This window comes from Marinomonas sp. 5E14-1 (genome assembly GCF_039939215.1).
In the GTDB taxonomy this organism is placed as follows: domain Bacteria; phylum Pseudomonadota; class Gammaproteobacteria; order Pseudomonadales; family Marinomonadaceae; genus Marinomonas.
On sequence record NZ_JBDXMW010000002.1, the window covers coordinates 182480 to 201029 of the forward strand.

The window sequence follows — 18550 nt, forward strand, 5'->3', positions numbered from 1 at the left end:
AAGTTCCCCCTTATGTACTCAGATTTTATTCAGATTCAGCAAACCAAGGTGCGCGGGCAGTCAAAATAAGACTTGCAGCACGCTCTTCAGTCATACCTTCAACTTCAAGCAATTCATCAACTGATTGCTCAGCCAAATCTTCCATAGTAATCACACCAATAGACGCAAGTACTAAAGCAAGGTGATTATCCATTCCTTCCATTGCCAACAAATCAGCAGCAGGTTTAGCACCATCTAATTGCTCTTCAGCTTGAAGCGCTTGATTCAACAAAGCCTCTTTTGCTCGTGAACGCAGCTCGTTTACTAAATCTTCATCAAATCCGTCAATGTCTAACATTTCTTCCATTGGGACATAAGCCACTTCTTCTAAAGAAGTGAATCCCTCATCAACCATTTGGATTGCCAAATCGTCGTCTATATCCAGACCAGTAACAAAGACATCAATCAGCTTCTGTGACTCTTCTTGCTGCTTCGCTTCGGCATCTTCACTGGTCATTACATTCAATGCCCAACCTGTTAAGGTAGAAGCCAAACGTACATTCTGACCATTACGACCAATTGCTTGTGCTAAATTATCACTTTTAACCGCCACATCCATAGAATGAGAATCTTCATCGATGACGATAGAATCAACTTCAGCAGGCGCCATGGCATTAATAACAAGCTGTGCTGGGTTATCGTCCCAAAGTACGATATCAACACGCTCACCGTTCATTTCATTCGATACTGCTTGAACTCGTGCACCACGCATACCAACGCATGCACCGATTGGATCAATACGACGATCGTTTGTTTTAACTGCAATTTTTGCGCGTAAGCCTGGATCTCTTGAAGCACTACGAATTTCAATCACTTCTTCTGCGATTTCTGGCACTTCCAGACGGAACAGTTCAACCATAAACTCTGGTGCGTTACGAGATAGAATCAACTGAGCTCCGCGGCTGTCGTCACGAATTTCTAACAACAATGCACGAATACGATCGTTCATTCTGAAACTTTCACGCGCGATCAATTGATCTTTTGGTAAAGACGCTTCTGCGTTTTCACCAAGGTCAATGATCAAGCTATCACGAGTCACTTTCTTAACTTGACCGTGTACAAGCTTGCCAACTTTCTCTGCATACAACGCAACCATCTTAGCGCGTTCAGCTTCACGAACTTTCTGTACGATAACTTGCTTTGCAGTTTGCGCTGCGATACGACCAAAGGTTTCAGACTCAACTTCTTCTTCGTAAATGCCGCCAATATCAACGCCTAGGTTTTGCTCTTCAGAATCATCAATTGTTAATTCATACGCAGGTGCAGAGTAGTCTTCATCTGCAACAATGTTCCATTGGCGATATGTTTTATAATCACCTGTACGCTGATCGATAGAGACACGAATTAACGCCTCTTCTTCAAAACGGCGTTTGGCAGCACTAGCTAAAGCAATTTCAACGGCTTCGAAAATAACTTGTTTCGGAACATCTTTCTCGTTGGAAACGGCTTCCACTACCAAAAGAATTTCTTTGCTCATCCTTTTAGCCTCTCTTCAAGGTTAATTTTTAAAATTGTGGAACAACATTCGCTTTATCGATTAAATCAATAGGCAATAAATATTCTTCTTGATCTACACGAATGACAACGTCTTCGTTTTCGATCCCCATAAGTTGACCTTTAAACTTACGACGCCCATCAAATGGCACTCGCAAACGCAAAGAAACAACAGAACCAATATAGGCTTGATACTGAACCAAACTAAATAAAGGTCGATCTAAACCTGGTGATGAAACTTCTAGGTTATATTCCCCTGTAATTGGGTCTTCAACATCTAAAATAGAACTAACTTGACGGCTAACACTGACACAATCTTCTACATCGATGCCCTTCTCCGCATCCGTCTCAATAAAAATGCGAAGCACAGAATCTTTACCTAAAGATAAATATTCCATTCCCCAGAACTCAAACCCTAATCCTTCAACGACAGGTCGAATAAGCTCTTCTAAAATCGTATATTTTGCTGACAATCGTTTTCTCCGAAAATCAATTTTGTAAAACGCAGAAACAAAAAACGGGCTCAAGGCCCATTTCCATTTATAAAACAGCAATAAGAGTACAGATAACAAAAAACCCCATATAGGGGTTCTTAGTACTCTGTTCAGTAACACTGAGAGAGCATCCTTCAAAGAAGGTCGTCAATCCTGACACTTAATACCAAGAACAAAATGGTGCGGATACCTAATAAAGGAAACCATGAAGACAAATCGTACTCATCTTCAACCAACCAAATTACTCTGCATCAATATCGCGACATCATACACAAGATATAACATAAATTCAAGATTGGTGCGGATGGGGGGACTCGAACCCCCACGAGCATAGCTCACCACCCCCTCAAGGTGGCGCGTCTACCAATTCCGCCACATCCGCAAAACACTTACATAAACAACAAAACATCCAATTTAGATATTTCATTGAATCCTATAGACTAAAATTACTCAGTTACAGGTAGGTCTGAAGTCACTTGTGTTTCACCTAGTTCAGGCAAACTAATTGAATCTTCCACTTGAGGAACAGAAGGAACAAAATCAAGCGCACCAGAAACACTTTTCGCTTGTTCGCTGGCAAAAAAAGCCAAACCAAAACTCGTCAAAAAGAAAACCAATGCAAACACAGCCGTCATTTTCCCGAAGAAACTACCGCCGCCTTGACTACCAAATACTGTTTGAGATGCACCGCCACCAAAAGAGGCACCAGCATCTGCACCTTTACCTTGCTGCAGTAAAACCAACGCAATAATCGCTACTGCCGCCAGTACATGCAAAACTAAAATAAGTGCTTCCATTAATTAACCTGCCGCTTTTACTATTGCTATAAATTCTTTCGCATCAAGTGATGCTCCACCAACAAGAGCACCATCGACATCAGGCATTTCAAATAAAGCCGTACTGGTTGATGCTTTAACACTTCCGCCATACAGAATTTGCACTTTTTGAGACACAACTTCTGAAGACTTTGCCAAGAAGGCTCTAATTGACTGATGCACTTCTTGGGCTTGCTCAGCACTTGCTGATAATCCTGTGCCTATCGCCCAAATCGGCTCATAAGCAATAACTATTTTTGCGAACGCTTCGATTCCAACCTTAGAAACAACAGCCTGAATCTGACGCTCGCACACAGAAAATGTTTGATTTGCTTCACGCTCTTCCAACGTTTCACCAATACACAAAATTGGCGTCAATTCAGCACTCAAAGCAGTTGTAATTTTAGCAGCAACAACATCATCTGTTTCATTATAAAGTGTTCGGCGCTCCGAATGACCAAGTAAAACATACTTAACGTTGAAATCACCTAACATAGAAGCCGAGACTTCCCCTGTATAAGCACCTTTCACTTCATCACTAACATTCTGAGCAGCTAAGCTAAAGTTGCTCGTTTTAACAAGCTCATTAACAAGTGACAAATATGGAAAAGAAGGGGCAATCACCACTTCAGAGTTAGAACCCTTCATCTCAAGCAAACCATCAACTAGTGCATCAATAGACTCTTTTGAGCCATTCATTTTCCAGTTTCCAGCTACTATTTTCCGACGAATCATATTCTAACCCCTAAATTCGAGGCGCTCATTCTATGGAAAGCCTCGTTTGGTTTCAAGTGTTTATTTAAGTGACCAAAGATATTCACTTTATATAGATGTTTTGGACTCAACAACCAGCTTCACTTCTTCCGCTAGATAGTCTACTAGTTCGTTAACTGTTTCATCATCACGACCTTCAACCATCACTCGAATCAAAGGTTCCGTACCTGATGCTCGCAGCAACACTCGCCCCAAACCATTCAAACGCTCATTGGCAATCGCAATCGCTTTTTGCAAAGCAGGTTCTTCGTTAGGTACAAAACGTTTTGCTACACGAATATTTTTTAATTTTTGAGGAAATTTAACCAAGCCAGTCAAGAGTTCGTCTAATGACTTATCCTCTTCAACCATAGCTCTCAGCACTTGCAGAGCAGCAACAATACCATCACCCGTGGTGGTAATTGAACGACACACAATATGACCCGATGGTTCGCCACCAAGCACCCAACCATGTTGCATTAGCTTTTCATTTACGTATCGGTCACCAACCGCAGCGCGACTAAAACCAATACCCGTTTCAGAAAATGCTAGTTCAAGACCAAAATTGCTCATTAAGGTTCCAACAACACCACCACTAAAGCGACCTGTTTGCATCAAATGGTTGGCAATAATATAAAGAATATCGTCACCATCGCAAACCACACCATGACGATCAACCAAGATCAATCGATCGCCATCACCATCAAGAGCAATACCAATATCAGCTCCTTCAGCCAATACATTTTTACGCAACAGCTCAGGCTTAGTTGCACCGCTAAACTCATTGATATTTAATCCATCAGGATTCACACCAATGGAAATAACTTCCGCACCCAATTCAGAGAAAACTCGAGGTGCGACATGATAAGTAGCGCCATCAGCACAATCGACTATTATCTTTAATCCACTCAACTGCAGACCAATTGGAAAGGTGCCTTTGCAATATTCGATATAACGCCCTGCCGCATCCTCAATTCGTCTAGCACGACCAATCAAGCTAGATTCAACCACTTCCATAGGCTGTTCTAGAAAATACTCTATACGCTCTTCGATCTCATCTGAGATTTTCCCGCCTTCTGCAGAGAAAAACTTAATACCGTTATCTGAGTAAGGGTTATGAGAAGCACTGATAACAATGCCTGCACTGGCACGAAAAGTACGAGTTAAATAAGCAATAGCCGGTGTTGGCATAGGACCAACCAAACGAACATCTGCACCAGCAGCAACAATGCCAGATTCAAGTGCAGATTCAAACATGTAACCTGAGATACGAGTGTCTTTGCCTATTAATATTTTTTTGTCATTTTCCTTAAAAACTTGACCAGCTGCCCACCCAAGCTTAAGCATAAACTCAGGTGTAATTGGCGTTGTACCGACCTTCCCACGAATTCCATCTGTACCAAAATATTTACGCATCAAACCTCTCTCTCAATACGAGACATCAGCGCCAGCATTTCTACATGCGACCTAACATCATGAACCCTAAAAATACGAGCACCCTTCATATAAGCGGAAGCATTTGCCCCCATGGTGCCATACAAACGTTCTTCAACTGGTAAACCTAACACATCGCCAACCATGGTCTTTCGAGACAGACCAACCAGAACGTCAAAACCCAATTCTTTAAAATACTCTGTATGCTTAACTAGCGATAAATTATGAGCCAACGTTTTACCAAACCCAATACCAACATCTAATATTAGGCGATCTCTCGCAATACCCGCTTCTTCACAAGCATCTACTCTAGCCAGCAAATACGCTGCAACATCCGAAACAACAGAATGGTAATCGGGTTGATCCTGCATTGTTTTAGGCGTACCTTTCATGTGCATCAAACAAATCGGCAAATTGGTACTTGCTGCCACTTCCAAAGCACCTTCACGCTCAAGCGCTCTAACATCATTAATCAGTCCCGCATTAAGAAAAGCCGCACCTTTCATTACGTCTGCAGTACTTGTATCAACAGACACAACAATATCAAAACGTTTTTTGATTGCTTCAATGACAGGCAAAACACGATCAAGTTCTTGTTGAACCGAAACAGGAGCAGCACCAGGGCGAGTCGATTCACCGCCAACATCAATAATGCTAGCACCTTCTTGAATCATTCTTTCCGTTTGACGCAAGGCAGAATCTAAGGAATTAAACGCTCCGCCGTCAGAAAAAGAATCCGGAGTAACATTTAATATCCCCATAACATGAGGAAGGGACAAATCTAACGATTTGTCCCCAAAAGATATCAACGACATGACATAACCACATCAAACAACGAATACAAATTATTCACCCAGAGGCTTGGAAGCTTGATTTGGGTTTGTATCTAAATCATCTGATGAAACATCTACAGAAGACGGCTCAGCCTCATTTACAGGATCAACAGACACATCACCCTTTGGTGGCGTCGAACCTGGATCCGTCCAACCTTCTGGCGCCGATGGCTTTTTACCATCCATAATTTCTTTAATTTGCTTCGCATCAATTGTTTCATACTGCATTAAGGCTTCAGCCATAACATCCAGCTTAGAGCGGTTTTCATGCAGTATTTCAGTCGCTTTAGTATAACAACGAGCAATGATATCTTGAACTTCAGCATCTATTACTTTGCCAGTTTCTGGTGAGAAATAGTTCGCTTTACTTCCAGTAGGTCCTGAAATGTAGCTACCGCTGTTTTCATCTTCTTCGTATGCGTATGGACCAAGCTTTTCAGACAAACCCCACTTAGTAACCATGTTACGAGCAATGCTAGTTGCACGCTCAATATCATTAGACGCACCAGTAGAAACACCATCAAACCCATGAATCATTTCTTCGGCAATACGTCCACCATATAAGCTACACACTTGGCTTTCCAAACCGATTTTACTGACACTGTACTTATCTTCTTCAGGTAAATACATGGTAACGCCCAGAGCACGGCCACGAGGAATAATAGATACTTTATACACAGGATCATGTTCAGGGACCAAGTAACCAATAATAGTATGGCCCGCTTCATGATATGCCGTGTTTAACTTTTCTTTATCACTCATCACCATGGTTTTACGCTCAGCGCCCATGAGGATTTTATCTTTGGCTAATTCAAGTTGCTCCATATTTACCAAACGGCGATTAGAGCGAGCAGCAAACAATGCCGCTTCGTTTACTAGGTTAGCAAGATCAGCACCAGAGAAACCCGGTGTACCACGAGCAATGTTTTTTGGCTCAACATCATCATCGCAAGGCACTTTACGCAAATGCACTTTGAGAATCTGCTCACGACCACGAATATCTGGCAAACCTACTTGTACCTGACGATCAAAACGACCAGGACGTAACAATGCTGGATCCAATACATCAGGACGGTTAGTTGCCGCGATAACAATAATACCCTCGTTACCTTCAAAGCCATCCATTTCAACCAACAACTGGTTCAACGTTTGCTCACGCTCATCATTACCGCCACCCATACCGGAACCACGGTTACGACCTACCGCATCGATCTCATCAATAAAGATAATGCAAGGTGCATGTTTCTTAGCCTGCTCAAACATGTCGCGCACACGAGACGCACCAACACCAACAAACATTTCAACGAAATCAGAACCAGAAATCGTAAAGAAAGGCACTTTCGCTTCCCCAGCAATCGCTTTTGCAAGTAAAGTCTTACCTGTACCTGGAGGGCCACACATCAAAATACCACGTGGAATCTTACCACCTAAGCGCTGAAATTTACTCGGCTCTCGTAAAAAGTCCACCAACTCTTCAGTGTCTTCTTTCGCTTCATCACAACCAGCGACATCAGCAAACGTTGTCTTAATCTGATCTTCTGGTAACAAGCGCGCTTTAGACTTACCAAAAGACATTGGCCCGCCCTTACCGCCACCACCACCTTGCATTTGTCGCATGAAGAACATAAAAATGGCAAGAATAAGCAGAATAGGGAAACTCGCTACAAGCAACTGAGTCCAAATACTTGTTTGCTCAGGCAAACGCCCTTCAACAACAACATTATTGTTTAGCAAATCATCCATTATTTTAGGATCTGCAGCAGCAGGACGAACAGTATCAAACGAATCTCCGCTCGTTCTGTTACCGCTAATGATATAGCCATCAACAGTTACTTTTGCGATACGGCCGTCTTGAACCTCTTTCACAAATTCAGAATAAGTAATTCGATTTGTTTCAGCCGGAGTATTAAAATTGTTAAAAACTGTTAGCAGTACAGCTGCAATAACTAACCACAACAGTATATTTTTCATCATGTCGTTCAAGAGCACACCTCTAAACGGTTATTTTTAATGTATCTGATAATAGTATCAGAACATGTTCGATTAACCTTTGTATTGTCTTCCTAATAAATAAACTTCGCGACTTCTCGCTCGCGATGCATCTGGTTTCCGTGTTACCACAGACGAAAATTGAGCCCGCATGGCTTTGAGGTATTCTTCAAACCCCTCACCCTGAAACACTTTAACCAAAAAATTCCCATCTGGACGTAGCACTTGAGCTGCCATATCCAATGCAAGCTCTACAAGATACATAGCTTGCGGCTGATCTGAAGAACTGTTACCACTCATATTGGGGGCCATATCTGAAATTACAAGATCTGCTTTTTCATTACCCATTTCAGCCAAAATGGCCTCGTAAACCTCTTGCTCAGTAAAATCTCCCTGAACAAACCTCACACCGGGTAGTGGCGCCATCTCCAAAATATCAGACGCAATAATCGTACCCTTGTCTCCCACAAGTTTAGCCGCAATTTGAGACCAGCCTCCTGGCGCTGCGCCTAAATCTACCACACGCATTGCAGGTCGAAACAGCTTATCCTTATCGTTAATTTCTATCAGCTTGTAGCTTGCTCTAGAACGATAACCATCTTGCTGGGATTTTTTGACATAAGGATCATCAAAATGTTCCTTCATCCAACTATTACTACTTTTTGATCTTGCCACGTTTTCATCATACCTAAATCAGTCTATATTCCGCTATAATATCGCTTAACCTCTAAAGCCTCCAATAAAGAGGGTCAACTAATATGAGAAAATTTTACTATGAGCATTACAAACGCCCAAAAAAAGCAATATCGTCTAATCGGACACGCCCTTAACCCAGTCGTCATGATAGCGGGCAACGGCTTAACTGAAACCGTATTAACAGAAGTAGATCGCGCCCTTGAAGATCATGAGCTTATCAAAGTACGCATTAGCATTGCGGACCGTGATGTACGAACTGCATTAATTGCGGAAATTAGCAAAATAATGAAATGTGAAACCGTTCAAACGATTGGCAAAGTCGCACTCTTTTATCGCGCAGCCCTAGAGCCAAATCCAAAGCTATCTAACTTACTACGTTAATGGCGACATAAGAGATGGTCTTTTTGTTTAAAAAAAACGACTATCTCTAAACCCCTCTAGATTTCGGCCGATACCTTTGACAGGTATCACAGGAGCCGGAGCATGTTATTTATAGAGGCAATCAATAAAGCCAGCCCTCAATCGAGCGGAAAAAAACTGATCAATAGGGAAAGAAAACGCCCTACCATCAGCCATAAAGACTCTGTTGATTTGAGTTCAGCAGGCAATCAAGTTAAAGAAATTCACCTTGATAGCCACGAGAAAACTCAACTAACCGCCCCCGCAAGTGTGTTTGCCAATCTTATCGAACATGTTTTGAGCCATACAATGAGCACAAAGCTACATCTACACTCACCGGAAGAACTTTCTTTAGATTCAAAAGAATGGAAACTCTTTTTACAAGTACCACCAATAAAAACAGAAAGCTCTCAAAGAACAGCTGGCTACATCGAGCCGGAAATACATAAGCAACCACCAGCCAAGCAGTTAATTTTCCATATTCCAGTAAAGCCTGCTTATGGTGTGCCAATTGAGATGACATTATTGCTGTCACCTCACCATGGTTCACCAGAAACACACAGTTTGTTCCATACACTGCCAAAAGAGATCTGGCTACCAGTGTTAAACACCCCTTATTCACCTGATTTCCTATCGCAGCAACTGACCCATTATCATATTTTTCTCGATCAAGATGGCGAGCCAGACCAACTATCGCCCCTGTATTCACATATTAACCAGAGCAAAATCTCTGCAAACCAGGATCCGACCAACACCTCTGGTTTAAGAATTTGGCGTGCAAAAAATAATGCCTTAACGCCCGTTGTATTAGGAGACAAAGAGATCGGCTTGCTCTTTTTCGCCCATTACAAACCGTTAGATAGTAGTGCCATGAGCAATGATGAAAGATATCTCCAAGCCAATAATATCTATACAAAGGCCTAACTTATTAGCAATTGAAGTAGCCAAAAAAACAAAAAAGCCCTTTACATTAACAAAGGGCTTTTTCACATCAAATAAGAGAAAATCAGATAGAAATACTAAATACTAAATACTAAAACTCGCACCACAACCGCAAGTTGATGTGGCATTTGGGTTTTGCACAGTAAATCGAGAACCTTCTAAATTTTCTTTATAGTCTACTTCCGAACCAACTAAGTACTGAAAGCTCAGAGGATCAACCACCAAACTAACGCCATCGCGTTTCACTTCTGTATCATCTTCTTGATACTCTTCATCAAAAGTAAAACCATATTGAAAGCCAGAACACCCGCCACCAGTCACGTAAACACGCAACTTAAGACGATCGTTTTCTTCTTCCTCAACCAAAGATTTCAACTTCGCAGCCGCCGCCTCTGTAAACTCAATAGGATCTACTGATTCAACACTACTCATTTTGACACCATAATAACTATTTTGAATGACCGAATTATCTTCTTAACCAAGTATTTTAGTCAAGTATCAATCAATGTTCACGAGTAGAGCGGAATCGAACATCAGGCCATTTTTCTTCAGCCATCATTAAGTTCACTCGCGTTGGAGCCAAGTAAGTTAAATGACCGCCACCATCAATCGCTAAATTATCACGACACTTATTCTTAAACTCTTCGAATTTCTTTGGATCATCACACTCAACCCATCTAGCCGTATTAACATTCACGGCCTCATAAATACATTCCACTTTGTATTCATCCTTTAAACGGTAAGCAACCACTTCATATTGCAATTGACCAACCGCCCCAACAATAAGTTCATTGTTACGCTGTGGCATAAACAACTGAGTAGAACCTTCTTCAGAAAGTTGCTGCAAGCCTTTTTGAAGGGCTTTCATCTTCATCGGATCTTTCAGTCGTACACGACGGAAAAGTTCAGGAGCAAAGTGAGGAATACCAGTAAATTTAAGATCTTCACCTTCCGTAAAGGTATCACCAATCTGAATTGTACCGTGATTATGCAAACCTATAATGTCTCCCGAAAATGCCTCCTCTACGCCGTCTCGGTCACCAGCGGTAAAAGACACAGCATCTGTCACCTTAATGTCTTTACCCAAGCGACAATGACGCATTTTCATTCCGCGACTGTAAGTACCAGAACACACACGCATGAAAGCAATACGATCTCGGTGTTTTGGGTCCATATTAGCTTGAATTTTAAAAATAAAACCTGAGAATTTTTCTTCTAATGCAGAAACCTCACGTGAATTGGTTTCACGAGCAACTGGCGATGGCGCCCACTCGACAAATCCATCCAACATTTCACAAACACCGAAGTTAGATAAGGCTGTACCAAAGAACACTGGCGTCAATTCGCCTGCCAGATAAGCGTCGAGTTCAAACTCATGACTCGCACCACGAACAAGTTCAATTTCTTCCATGTACGCTTCCCAATCATCACCAAGCAGCTCTTTCGCTTCATCAGACTCCAAGCCTTCAATACGAATATCGTCCATCAAGGTATGACCTCGACCACGCACAAAAACATGAATCGTATCTGTGTAAAGATTATAAACACCTTTAAAGAAATCACTCATACCAATCGGCCAAGTAATCGGTGCAGCAGCGATTTTCAAAACTTCTTCTACTTCATCTAACAACTCGATTGGATCACGAATATCTCGGTCCATTTTGTTAATAAAAGTTAAAATTGGCGTATCACGCAGACGACACACATCCATTAATTTAATGGTTCGATCCTCAACACCTTTAGCGCCATCAATCACCATCAATACAGAGTCAACAGCGGTTAAAGTACGATAAGTATCTTCCGAGAAATCTTCGTGTCCAGGTGTATCAAGTAGGTTCACCATACGATCTTTGTAAGGAAACTGCATCACAGAAGAGGTAATCGAAATACCACGCTGCTTCTCCATCGCCATCCAGTCAGATGTTGCATGCTTATCACCTTTTCGCCCTTTCACCGAACCTGCTGTTTGAATCAACTGGCCAAGCAACAAAAGCTTTTCAGTAATGGTGGTTTTACCCGCATCAGGGTGGGAAATAATCGCAAAGGTGCGGCGCTGCTCGACTTGATCGATAAACTCTTGGGACATGATAAATGGTCTTCTACTGTGCATAAGACGCACCCTAAAAACAGAGTACGTAAAAGTGAGGTTAAAATAATTGGCGCTATTTTCGCTGATTTTCCACTTATACACAATCAATGCTGACCAGAAAGCATACTCAGACACGCTTTTGCCAAACCATTTAAACTAGGGAGTATTAATATTCCAAGGGATTTACTTCAGTAAACCTATTAACAAGAAAAAATGGCAGCACCACTCATACAAAGCACTAGCAGAACATAACGAACTAACTTCACAACAAGATGTTTGTTATAAAAAAAGGAACCAGACTGACAAGGTCTAGGCTCCTTTTAAATGACTCATTACACAACTCTAATCATGATGATTTGTACTTTCTATTGCTCCACTCCTTTCTGCGTTCTTGCGCTTAGGGAACAAGCGGCGAACAACAACAAAGAACAATGGCACAAAGAAGATTGCCAATACTGTCGCAGTTAATGTGCCACCGACAATACCAGAACCAATAGAGATACGGCTATTTGCACCAGCCCCTGAAGACAAGGCCAAAGGCAAGGTCCCGACAATGAAGGCTAAAGAGGTCATAATAATCGGACGTAAACGCAATTGCGCCGCTTCCACCGCAGCATCCCAGGCATTCGCACCTTTACTGTAAGCCGCTTCTGCAAACTCAACAATTAAGATGGCATTCTTTGATGACAAACCTATCGTCGTCAACAAGGCGACTTGGAAATACACATCGTTTTCCAAACCACGAAGATGCGCCGCTGCTGCCGCACCAATAACACCTAATGGAATGACCAACATCACAGAAAAAGGCACAGTCCAACTTTCATACAAGGCCGCAAGACATAAGAAAACCACTAAAATAGACAATCCATACAATAGCTGGGTTTGACCACCAGACAATCGTTCTTGATAAGACAAGCCACTCCACGCACCAATTGACCCTGGCGGCATCTCATCAGAAAGTCTTTGCAGCTCATCCATTGCAACACCAGAGCTGATACCATCAGCCCCTGAACCTTGAATACCATAAGACGCAGAACCATTAAATCGGTTCAAAGTTTTTGGGCCATAAGACCATTCACTGGTCATAAAGGCCGACATTGGCGTCATGGTATTGTCGCTTCCGCGCACATACCAATGCTGCAAGTTTTCAGGCGTTGAACGATATTGTGCATCACCTTGCATATAAACTTTCTTCACACGACCACGATCAATGAAGTCATTTATATAAGTGCCTGCCCATGCACTGGTCAAGGTCGAGCTAATGTTGGACAAAGACAAACCAAGCGCCGAGGCTTTTTCTTGGTCTATGTCAATTTTCAATTGTGGCGCTTCTGACTCACCACTCAAACGAACCCCCGTCAACAAAGGGCTGGTACGAGCATTCGTTAATAACTCATCACGCATTTCAATGAGTGTCTCACGACTGGTATTACCCGACGCCAACAATTGGAAAGTAAAGCCATTCGTTTGACCCAAGCCACGGATAGAAGGTGGAATCAATGAGAAGATACGGGCGTCACGAATTTTCCCAAACGCCCCATAAGAACGCCCTACAATGGCACCGGCACTGTCTTTAGGGTCTTCACGTTCGGACCAATCCGTTAACGCGGCGAAAGCAAGACCAGCATTCTGACCACTTCCCATGAAGTTAAAACCAGACACCGTAAATAACGCTCTCACATTGTCTTTTTCTGTGTTCAAAAAGTGATCTTCAACCTTACGCATCACTTCATTTGTACGAGCTTGAGAAGCACCTTCAGGTAATGACACCATAACAATCACTCGACCTTGGTCTTCCGTCGGTAGAAAGCCCGTTGGCAAGTTGTTCATCATATAAACCAAGCCCGCCACAATAAGACCATAGCCAAACAACCAGCGCATTGGCTGTTTTACTAAACGCTCCACTCGACCCGAATAACGATTCGTCGCCCGGTCGAAGTTACGGTTAAACCAACCACCTAAACCTGTTTTTGGCATACCATGATTTGGCTTAAGCAATGTGGCACACAAAGCAGGCGTAAGCGTTAGTGCCACCACCACAGACAATGTCATTGCGGCCACAATCGTCACAGAAAACTGACGATAAATAACGCCAGCAGAACCGCTGAAAAAAGCCATCGGTAAAAACACAGCCGACAACACAACCGCAATACCAATCAAAGCACTGGTGATTTCTTTCATGGATTTAATCGTGGCTTCTTTAGGAGAAAGCCCTTCTTCTTCCATGACCCTTTCTACGTTTTCAACTACCACAATGGCATCATCCACCAGCAAACCAATAGATAACACTATGCCAAACATGGTTAAGGTATTAATCGAAAAACCAGCAACTTCTAATACCCCAAACACACCCAGCAAAACCACAGGAACCGCAATGGCAGGAATAAGCGTAGCTCGCCAATTTTGCAAGAAAATAAACATGACGATGACCACTAATACAATGGCCTCGAATAATGTCTTCACGACCTCTTCAATAGAGATTTTAATGAATGCCGTACTGTCTACAGGATAAGCCAACTTATAACCATCAGGCAGATTTGGCTCTAATTCAGCCAATGCCGCTTTCACCCCTTCAGAGGTAGATAAGGCATTTGCACCAGGAGACAACATCACCGCCATACCTGAACCTGGGTGACCATTTAAGCGCACCATATTAGAGTAAGATTCACTACCGATTTCAATTCTCGCCACATCACTCAAGCGAACCGTTGCGCCACTGTCATCATAAGCCAAGATGATCTTTTCAAACTCTTCTACGGTTTGTAGTTTTGATTGAGCGGTGACAGAAACATTCAACTCTTGGCTTTCAAGAGCAGGAAAGGCACCTAGGCTGCCGGCTGCAATTTGAGTGTTTTGTGTATTGACGGCAGCAGACACATCAGAAGGAATTAAATTGTACGAGGCCAATTTCAATGGATCTAACCAAATACGCATGGAGTATTGAGCACCAAACACGCGAATACTGCCCACGCCATCTACTCGAGCAACAATGTCTTCAACACTGCTCACCATAAAATCAGACACATCAAACGCGCTGTCGGTATCCGTTTCATCATAAAGAGCAGCAACCAAGAGAAAATCGGAGTTCGACTTTGTTACGGTCACACCACTTTGCTGCACAGCCTCTGGCAGGCTAGAGGTCACTTGCTGAACTTTATTCTGCACTTGAACTTGGGCCAAATCAGCGTCTGTACCTTGTTCAAACGTCACCGTAATATCGGAACTGCCCGTTGAAGTACTGGAAGAAGAAAAATACAGCAACCCATCAAGCCCTGTAAGTTGTTGCTCTAGGACTTGAGTTACACTGTTCTCAACCGTTTCAGCCGATGCCCCCGTATAAGTGGCTGAAATATTGATAGAAGGCGGTGCCACATCCGGATATTGAGAAACAGGCAGCGTAGTAATTGCGCCTAAACCCGCCAACATAATGGCAATGGAAATAACCCAAGCAAAAACCGGTCGGTTAATAAAAAATTGCGCTAACATTTGGATACTCCCTTAGTTCGAAGACGAGGTTGTTGCTTCATTCTGTTCAAGCATTGAGCCTGTTTGAGTATCGAAGGTTAATTCAACTACGGTTACCGCACTTCCCGGTCTCACTTTTGATGAACCCTCAACAACGAGCTTATCTCCAGCGTTAATTCCAGAAGCAATCAGCCATTGATTACCAATCGCTTTCTCCGTTTCTAGTATGCGTTTTTCAATGGTATTGTTCGCGCTCACCACATAGGCAATTGGATTACCTCTTACATCTCGTGATACGCCTTTTTGAGGCACTAAAATACCGGCTGTGTAAGTGGCTTCATGAATCACACCACGAACAAACATCCCCGGAAGAAGCAAGTTATCTGGGTTCGGGAATTCTGCTCGCAATGTGACACTGCCTGTTGATTCATCTACGCTCACTTCACGCGCTTTCAGCACACCTTGATAGGAATACAAAGAGCCATCTTCTAGCGTCAGTGATACTTCATTACTACCCGCTTCAATACCATCATCTAGCAACAGTGTACGCTGGTTTAATTGGTCCAAGCTGGTTTGAGACAAATCCACATAGATAGGATCTAATGAGCGAACCGTTGTCATCGCGGTTGTTTGGCTACCAGTTACCAAAGCCCCCACAGTCACTTCTGAAATACCAATTCGCCCTGCAATAGGCGACGTAATTTTAGTGTATTCCAAACTAATTTTAGCGTTTTCTAAAGCCGCTTCCGCTTTCTTTTGATTCGCCACCGCTTCTAAATACGCCACGTGTGCATCATCACTGTCGGACTGGGAGACGTTATTTTGTTTGCGCAATTCCGTAAAACGTTGATCTGTTTGACGAGCCGACGCCAAGATGGCATTTGCAGACTCCAAATCCGCCTGAGCTTGCTTGTAAGAAGACACATAAGTGGAATCATTCAGGGAATATAAAACGTCACCCGCTTTTACATCTTGACCTTCTTCAAACAAACGCTGATTTACCAAACCACCAACTTGAGGACGAATTTCAGCAACAAGGCTCGCGGCGGTACGCCCAGGCAATTCGGTTTTCAGCGCCACACGTTGTGGTTCAACAACCACGACACCCACTTGGACACTTGGTGCTGCTTTGGGCGCAGCGTTCGTTTTTGCCTCTTCCTGACACCCCGCTAAAAGCGCTAACAGTAGAAGACCCGAAGCGTATTTTGATTTTGTGAGCATTGATTTGAGTTCCTTTTAAATTAAAAAAATCGTTGGCATTACTATAATGTATAAGCACAGCCACAATGTAGAATGAAACGTGTAAATGAATGTAAGTCGACATTTTTACCGGGTTTCAGATAACTCAATTATCTGCACAATTAATGCCACCGAGCACTAAAACATTTAAGTTCCCTTTTTTTTCCATTATTTAAAACTGTGAACATCTGATATATAAACTTTCATCAACCAATGTCAGAAAAGACATAAGTTAATGTAAGGCGCTAATGACTTTTAAATATCCCTTTTATTTGTGACCAGCGGCTTACTAACATGGCAAAAAATATTAAAAAGCACCCAAATACCTGACCGATTGTCATTACTTCATCAAACCAAAGCACAGCAAAAATCGCAGCCCAAACAGGTTCCAAATTCATAATGACGGCACCATGACTGACGGGGGTCAAACTCAAACCATAAGTCTGTAATAAATAACGCAAACTTGTTGCGATTAATGTGCTGGCGAAAAACCATCCAACAACTTCTAGTTCAACACTCTGCGGTAGGCTCTCTGCCAAAAGCGATATACAAAGCAGCAGAACGCCTGCTGTACTTAATTGAATACTGGTCAGTACCAAAACATGCATACGAACGAGAAAACGTGACAGTAAATTTAGCTGGAGAGCAATACCAATTGCCGTGCCAAGGAAATACAAATGAGCCACTTCAAAACTCAAACCATTACTCAGCGCTAGAAACGCTAATCCTACAACAGCAACAGGCAAAGCAACCCAAATACTTAAAGTAGAGCGAACACCAAATACCAAACGGCCAATAATCGGCACAAACACCACGCCAAGACAGGTAATAAAAGCCCCAACACCAAGGTTCGTTCCTTTATCCAAGCCTGTTATCCAGCTCATCATCGCAATCCCCATAACAGCACCGATCATAATCGCTTGCTTGACGTCTACCCGCTGCATAACACGAAAGTGTTTTTTCCCAACAAGGAACAAAACAAAACCAGCTATCAGAAAGCGAGTCCCCATGAAGAACAAAGGCGGTAATCCTGCCAGCGCCTCTTTGGAAAAGATCCATCCAAAAGCCGCCAAAACAGTCACTAAAACCAGTATCCATTCAGCTCTAAAACCAGAATTTTGCCCCACTCTTATTCCTTAGTAATCAATAATGCTCTGAGATAAAAATCGGTGAGTTTAACAATAAGAAGAGAAATAAAAACAAGAAAGAAAAAAAAGCGAATGAAAAGCCCACTTGCCTTCTCACATTTAAGACCTCAATTGTGCTTTTAAAACATGGACCAAAAGTTCTCACATAAGAAGCCCTACAGACTGAGTTTAACCTAGGCTATAAACATCATTGCGACACTTATAAAAACACCTAATTACTTAGCAACTTTAGGCCAAGCAAATACAATCGAAATTATCGAAGCGAACCCTAACAATCAGCGATATTGCACATAACCAACTAATGACAGTGGCGACACACTAGCCAAAGAAGAAGTCAGTAATATCTTTAGTGGCAGAGCAATAAAACTGCGCAGCCAAACCAATGCTACTACCAACCGTCAATAACAGTGGTAAATCCGCGATTTCTACAACATCAATAGCAATCGGTGCAATGGTTCCCATTGATGCAACAACAAAAAAGCAGGCACAACATTCAAACCGAAGCTCACCGTTGCCACGACATCACCAATACTTTTCGCAACGCTGGCAAAAGCGCTAAAGGAGACTTTATGATGTTACATTTTAGCAAGGGAGGCGGGATGATAATAAAACGATCATAGAGACAACTAATAATTAATTGTCATGACCGTCATTAATCCCCATATAACAAAAGTATATGCTTCAAAACGCAAATCAATTCAAAAAAGTAATAAGCATGTTT

At 42.4% G+C, this 18550-nt stretch carries 16 protein-coding genes and 1 tRNA gene; 2 read left to right on the top strand and 15 right to left on the bottom strand.

Annotated elements, in window-relative coordinates; translation table 11 throughout:
• Nucleotides 1–25: 25 nt before the first annotated feature.
• The 9 genes from nusA to rlmE form a co-directional block, all read right to left on the bottom strand.
• Nucleotides 26–1516, bottom strand: coding sequence for a transcription termination factor NusA (gene nusA, locus ABFY09_RS02500; RefSeq protein WP_347982714.1), 1491 nt, complete (start codon nucleotides 1514–1516; stop codon nucleotides 26–28).
• Between the two features lie 28 nt (nucleotides 1517–1544).
• The gene (gene rimP, locus ABFY09_RS02505; protein WP_347982715.1) at nucleotides 1545–2006 is read right to left on the bottom strand and encodes a ribosome maturation factor RimP; all 462 of its coding nucleotides are present in this window, start codon (nucleotides 2004–2006) and stop codon (nucleotides 1545–1547) included.
• Between the two features lie 317 nt (nucleotides 2007–2323).
• A tRNA-Leu gene (locus ABFY09_RS02510) sits at nucleotides 2324–2409 on the bottom strand.
• Between the two features lie 64 nt (nucleotides 2410–2473).
• Nucleotides 2474–2824, bottom strand: coding sequence for a preprotein translocase subunit SecG (gene secG / locus ABFY09_RS02515; RefSeq protein ID WP_347982716.1), 351 nt, complete (start codon nucleotides 2822–2824; stop codon nucleotides 2474–2476).
• 3 nt (nucleotides 2825–2827) lie between these two features.
• Nucleotides 2828–3577, bottom strand: a complete 750-nt coding sequence (gene tpiA, locus ABFY09_RS02520; protein WP_347982717.1) for a triose-phosphate isomerase — start codon at nucleotides 3575–3577, stop codon at nucleotides 2828–2830.
• Nucleotides 3578–3664: 87 nt separating this feature from the next.
• The gene (gene glmM / locus ABFY09_RS02525; protein ID WP_347982718.1) at nucleotides 3665–5011 is read right to left on the bottom strand and encodes a phosphoglucosamine mutase; all 1347 of its coding nucleotides are present in this window, start codon (nucleotides 5009–5011) and stop codon (nucleotides 3665–3667) included.
• Nucleotides 5011–5844 (bottom strand): dihydropteroate synthase, encoded by an 834-nt coding sequence (gene folP / locus ABFY09_RS02530; RefSeq protein ID WP_347982719.1) that lies wholly within the window; start codon nucleotides 5842–5844, stop codon nucleotides 5011–5013. The genes glmM and folP overlap by 1 nt, the downstream gene beginning before the upstream one ends.
• 30 nt (nucleotides 5845–5874) lie before the next feature.
• Complete coding sequence (gene ftsH, locus ABFY09_RS02535) at nucleotides 5875–7845, bottom strand: ATP-dependent zinc metalloprotease FtsH (RefSeq protein ID WP_347982720.1); 1971 nt, start codon at nucleotides 7843–7845, stop codon at nucleotides 5875–5877.
• 60 nt (nucleotides 7846–7905) lie between these two features.
• A complete protein-coding gene (rlmE, locus tag ABFY09_RS02540; RefSeq protein ID WP_347982721.1) occupies nucleotides 7906–8526 on the bottom strand; it encodes a 23S rRNA (uridine(2552)-2'-O)-methyltransferase RlmE in 621 nt (206 codons plus the stop codon).
• Nucleotides 8527–8625: 99 nt separating this feature from the next.
• On the opposite strand from rlmE, the gene ABFY09_RS02545 reads away from it, so the two are divergent.
• Together ABFY09_RS02545 and ABFY09_RS02550 are read left to right on the top strand one after the other, a co-directional pair.
• Nucleotides 8626–8928: a YhbY family RNA-binding protein gene (locus ABFY09_RS02545; protein WP_317002816.1), complete on the top strand. Its 303-nt coding sequence runs from the start codon at nucleotides 8626–8628 to the stop codon at nucleotides 8926–8928.
• A 102-nt stretch (nucleotides 8929–9030) separates the two neighbouring features.
• Complete coding sequence (locus tag ABFY09_RS02550) at nucleotides 9031–9870, top strand: hypothetical protein (RefSeq protein ID WP_347982722.1); 840 nt, start codon at nucleotides 9031–9033, stop codon at nucleotides 9868–9870.
• A gap of 102 nt (nucleotides 9871–9972) precedes the next feature.
• Here the strand turns inward: ABFY09_RS02550 and erpA are convergent, their stop codons facing one another.
• The 6 genes from erpA to ABFY09_RS02580 all read right to left on the bottom strand — a co-directional run bounded on the left by erpA (nucleotide 9973) and on the right by ABFY09_RS02580 (nucleotide 18291).
• Complete coding sequence (erpA, locus tag ABFY09_RS02555) at nucleotides 9973–10320, bottom strand: iron-sulfur cluster insertion protein ErpA (protein WP_317002814.1); 348 nt, start codon at nucleotides 10318–10320, stop codon at nucleotides 9973–9975.
• A 70-nt stretch (nucleotides 10321–10390) separates the two neighbouring features.
• Entirely contained in the window at nucleotides 10391–11998 is a 1608-nt protein-coding gene (locus ABFY09_RS02560) for a peptide chain release factor 3 (RefSeq protein WP_347982723.1), read from the bottom strand.
• A 321-nt stretch (nucleotides 11999–12319) separates the two neighbouring features.
• Entirely contained in the window at nucleotides 12320–15463 is a 3144-nt protein-coding gene (locus ABFY09_RS02565; protein ID WP_347982724.1) for an efflux RND transporter permease subunit, read from the bottom strand.
• A 12-nt stretch (nucleotides 15464–15475) separates the two neighbouring features.
• Nucleotides 15476–16663: an efflux RND transporter periplasmic adaptor subunit gene (locus ABFY09_RS02570; RefSeq protein WP_347982725.1), complete on the bottom strand. Its 1188-nt coding sequence runs from the start codon at nucleotides 16661–16663 to the stop codon at nucleotides 15476–15478.
• Between the two features lie 263 nt (nucleotides 16664–16926).
• Nucleotides 16927–17808: a DMT family transporter gene (locus ABFY09_RS02575; RefSeq protein ID WP_347982726.1), complete on the bottom strand. Its 882-nt coding sequence runs from the start codon at nucleotides 17806–17808 to the stop codon at nucleotides 16927–16929.
• Nucleotides 17809–18147: 339 nt separating this feature from the next.
• Nucleotides 18148–18291 carry a hypothetical protein gene (locus tag ABFY09_RS02580; protein WP_347982727.1) on the bottom strand — a complete coding sequence of 48 codons (144 nt, stop codon included), beginning with the start codon at nucleotides 18289–18291 and terminating at the stop codon, nucleotides 18148–18150.
• Between the last annotated feature and the right edge of the window lie 259 nt (nucleotides 18292–18550).

What these genes read in the sequence shown, in the direction of transcription:
- nusA (WP_347982714.1), bottom strand. Translation starts at nt 1,516, where the DNA reads ATGAGCAAAGAAATTCTTTTGGTAGTGGAAGCCGTTTCCAACGAGAAA.
- secG (WP_347982716.1), bottom strand. Translation starts at nt 2,824, where the DNA reads ATGGAAGCACTTATTTTAGTTTTGCATGTACTGGCGGCAGTAGCGATT.
- tpiA (WP_347982717.1), bottom strand. Translation starts at nt 3,577, where the DNA reads ATGATTCGTCGGAAAATAGTAGCTGGAAACTGGAAAATGAATGGCTCA.
- glmM (WP_347982718.1), bottom strand. Translation starts at nt 5,011, where the DNA reads ATGCGTAAATATTTTGGTACAGATGGAATTCGTGGGAAGGTCGGTACA.
- folP (WP_347982719.1), bottom strand. Translation starts at nt 5,844, where the DNA reads ATGTCGTTGATATCTTTTGGGGACAAATCGTTAGATTTGTCCCTTCCT.
- ABFY09_RS02545 (WP_317002816.1), top strand. Translation starts at nt 8,626, where the DNA reads ATGAGCATTACAAACGCCCAAAAAAAGCAATATCGTCTAATCGGACAC.
- ABFY09_RS02550 (WP_347982722.1), top strand. Translation starts at nt 9,031, where the DNA reads ATGTTATTTATAGAGGCAATCAATAAAGCCAGCCCTCAATCGAGCGGA.
- erpA (WP_317002814.1), bottom strand. Translation starts at nt 10,320, where the DNA reads ATGAGTAGTGTTGAATCAGTAGATCCTATTGAGTTTACAGAGGCGGCG.
- ABFY09_RS02560 (WP_347982723.1), bottom strand. Translation starts at nt 11,998, where the DNA reads ATGCACAGTAGAAGACCATTTATCATGTCCCAAGAGTTTATCGATCAA.
- ABFY09_RS02565 (WP_347982724.1), bottom strand. Translation starts at nt 15,463, where the DNA reads ATGTTAGCGCAATTTTTTATTAACCGACCGGTTTTTGCTTGGGTTATT.
- ABFY09_RS02570 (WP_347982725.1), bottom strand. Translation starts at nt 16,663, where the DNA reads ATGCTCACAAAATCAAAATACGCTTCGGGTCTTCTACTGTTAGCGCTT.
- ABFY09_RS02580 (WP_347982727.1), bottom strand. Translation starts at nt 18,291, where the DNA reads ATGGGAACCATTGCACCGATTGCTATTGATGTTGTAGAAATCGCGGAT.